The sequence below is a fragment of the Sporichthyaceae bacterium genome, assembly GCA_036493475.1.
Taxonomy (GTDB): domain Bacteria; phylum Actinomycetota; class Actinomycetes; order Sporichthyales; family Sporichthyaceae; genus DASQPJ01.
Genome location: DASXPS010000160.1, coordinates 1 through 3142 on the forward strand (window position 1 = coordinate 1; position 3142 = coordinate 3142).

3 protein-coding genes are annotated in these 3142 nt (G+C 69.5%); all 3 read left to right on the forward strand.

Annotated features, from left to right (window positions below):
• Nucleotides 1–100: 100 nt before the first annotated feature.
• The 3 genes from VGJ14_16340 to VGJ14_16350 all read left to right on the forward strand — a co-directional run bounded on the left by VGJ14_16340 (nt 101) and on the right by VGJ14_16350 (nt 2990).
• Nucleotides 101–733, forward strand: coding sequence for an ISAs1 family transposase (locus tag VGJ14_16340; GenBank protein HEY2833998.1), 633 nt, complete (start codon nt 101–103; stop codon nt 731–733).
• 354 nt (nt 734–1087) lie between these two features.
• Entirely contained in the window at nt 1088–1402 is a 315-nt protein-coding gene (gene tnpB, locus VGJ14_16345) for an IS66 family insertion sequence element accessory protein TnpB (GenBank protein HEY2833999.1), read from the forward strand.
• A gap of 31 nt (nt 1403–1433) precedes the next feature.
• On the forward strand, nt 1434–2990 hold the full coding sequence (locus tag VGJ14_16350; GenBank protein ID HEY2834000.1) for an IS66 family transposase: 1557 nt from the start codon (nt 1434–1436) through the stop codon (nt 2988–2990).
• The last annotated feature ends 152 nt before the right edge of the window (nt 2991–3142 follow it).

The following is a 3142-nucleotide window of genomic DNA, read 5'->3' on the forward strand; positions in this document are numbered from 1 at the left end:
GAAGGCGAGGTTGCCCCGCCCAGGGCTGTTCACGAGATGACCTTGGCGAAGTGGGGGGGGTTTGGGTATTGGGTGGCGGCCCACCTGCGCCGGAGCCGCCATGGCCTCGTTGTCCTTGTTGGAGCGCCTCGCCACTGTCCCGGATCCCCGCCACTCCAAGGGTCGTGTCCACCCCCTGTCCGCCATCCTCGGGCTGACCGTTGTCGCCCTCTTGGCCGGCTGCCGCTCCCTGGAAGCGATCGCCCAGTTCGGCCGCGACCACGGCACCGCGCTCGCCCATCCGCTCGGCTTTTGCCGCGGCAAAACTCCCTGCAAGGCCACCCTCTCGATCCTCCTGCGCCGCCTCAACGTTGCGGCCCTGGAGGAGGTGCTGGCCGCCTGGATCGCCGACCGCCACCCCGGCGGCTTCGAGCACCTGGCCCTCGACGGCAAGGTACTGCGCGGCAGCGCCGCTGGCGACACCCCCGGGGTCCATCTGCTGGCCCTATTCGCCCCCGCGGTCGCGGCCACCGTCGGCCAGTTGCGCGTGGCGGCCACGACCAACGAGCACAAGGCGGCGTTGCGGCTGTTGGGCATCCTGCCCCCGCTCGCCGGGGCGGTGGTCACCGGCGACGCCATGTTCTGTGTACACGACCGACGGATCGCGTCATTGACAGGTGAGGTAAGTTCGGTGGCATCCGTTTCCCTCGGAGGATACCACTGTGCCTGCCGTCCCTGCCCCTTTCCGGCGTGACCCACTCGCCACCCGTCGCCGGTGGTCCGAACGACTCAAGCGGTTCCGGCGCGCGCACCAGACGGTCGCTCAGTTCTGTGCCGCCGAGGGCATCTCGGTGCCGTCCTTCTACGTCTGGAAGCGGGTCCTCGCCAGCGCAGCCACGTCACCCGACCCGGTCACGCCCCCGCTCGTCCCCATCCGCTTGACTCCGTCGCTCGCCGGCCCGCCGATCGAAGTGGTGTTCCCCTCGGGCATTGTCCTGCGGTTCCCACCTGACGCCCGACCGGAGGTGATCGCCGCCGTCGTGCATGCCGTCGAGGGCCGCCCGTGCTGAGCATCCCGCCTACCACCCAGCTCTGGTACGGCGGGGCCGTGGATCTCCGCCTCGGGTTCGACGGCCTGTACCGCCACGTCCAAGCCACCCTCCAGGCCGACCCCCTGAGCGGCCACCTGTTCATTTTCACCAACGGCGCGGCCAACCGCCTCAAGGTGCTGTACTGGAGCCGCCACGGACTTTGTCTCTGGTGCCAGCGACTCGAGCGCGGCCGCTACCACTTCCGCACGCCCACCGACCGCAAGCTCGAACTCACCGCCACCGAGTTCGCCATGATCCTCGACGGCATCGACTACCCCTCGGCCAAACGCTTTCCCCGATATTCGCGCCCGGAATCGTCAACGATTCGCTGACGCCCCCGCCGTTTTTGACCCACACTTGGGCATGGACGCCGACGCCCCGCTGCCCTTGGACGTGCCCACACTCCAGGCCCTGGTGCGCGGACTCCAGGCCGAGAATGCCCAACTCCGCACGCTGCTGCAAAGCCAGGCCCAGCAGTTCCAACGCACCACCGACGAGCTCCGGGCCGAAGTGGCGGCGCTGACAGCCCAACTCAAGCGCGCGCAGACGCACCGCTTCGGCCGGCGGTCCGAACGCACGCCCAAGCTGCCCAAAGCCCCCGGCGCTGCGCCGGCGCGGCGCCGCCACGACCACGGCCGTTCGCCACTCCCGGCTCACCTCGAACGCCGCGACACCGTCCTCGACCTGACGCCCGAAGAGCGCCGCTGTCCGAGTTGTGGTGGCGACCGCGTGTGCATCGGCCAGACCGAGACCGAGCAACTCGATTGCGACCCGACGCCCTACTTCGTGCTTCGCACCATCCGCAAGACCTACGCCTGCCGGCAGTGCCCCCCGACGGTCCCGGCCGAGCAACGGCTGCGGACGGCGACACCGAGCACCGTCGGGCCGATCGAGCGGGGGCTGTGTGGTCCGGGCTTGCTGGCCGAGGTCATCGTCGGCAAGTTCCTCGACCACCTGCCGCTGCACCGCCAGGCCGCCCGGATCGCTCGGGCCGGCGTCCACGTGGCCGCCAGCACCCTGGGCGACTGGATGACACGGTCCGCGCTCCTGCTGACGCCGCTGTACGAGCTGATGCACCGGCGGGTTCTGGCGTGCCCGGTGGTGTGGTCGGACGACACGCGGTCCCGGTTCGCGAAGCCCGGCGAGCGCGTGATGCCGCACGGCCATTTCTGGGTGACGATCGGCGACGCGACGGCCCCGTACACAGCCTTCCACTTCACCACCGGCTACGACGCCGCAACCGGCCCGGAGCGGTTCCTCCGGGGCTTCCGGGGCTACGTGCATGCCGACTGCCTGTCGCAGTACAACACCCTCTTCACCGACGGGGCGAGGCACGTGGCTTGCTGGGCTCACGCCCGCCGCAAGTTCCTCGGCGCGGGCGAACCGGGAACACCCGCGGTGGAGTTCATCCACCAGCTCTACCACCTCGAGCACCAACTCCCACCGCCCGACACCCCGGAGCGCTCCGCCGCCCGTCACGCGGTGCGGCAAGCGCAAGCGATCCCGATCCTGAACGACCTGAAGGAGTGGCTCGCCGCGACGCTCGCGGCGGCGTTGCCCAAATCAGCCGTGGCAGTCGCGATTCGATACCTGACTAACCATTGGGCGGCGTTCGTCCGATACGCCGAGGACGGGCGGCTGTCGCTGGACAATAACCTATCCGAGAGAACGCTGCGGCTGATCGCGGTGGGTCGGAGCAATTGGAAGTTCGTGGGCAGTGCGCAGGCGGGTGAGCGCGCGGCGGTACACTTCTCGCTGGTGGGCACCTGCCGGCACCTGGGTCTCGACGCGGCGGCTTATCTGCGCAAGATCCTTCCGGCCCTTCATGTGCTGGGCGAGAAACCGACCACGGCCCAACTCGAGCCACTCCTGCCGGACGTGTGGGCGAAGCGTCAACGATCCGGACTCATCGCCGCGTAAGCCGATCCAGCACCGCATCCCGGCCGATCCCGGCAGTCGCTCACCCACCGTTCTTAGCCGGGGGTGTACGGTGCAGGAAGGTCATTCCCAGGCCGAACACGTCCGCGGGTACGTCCGCTCGGGAGTCGATCTGCTCCGGGGCCATGTAGCGC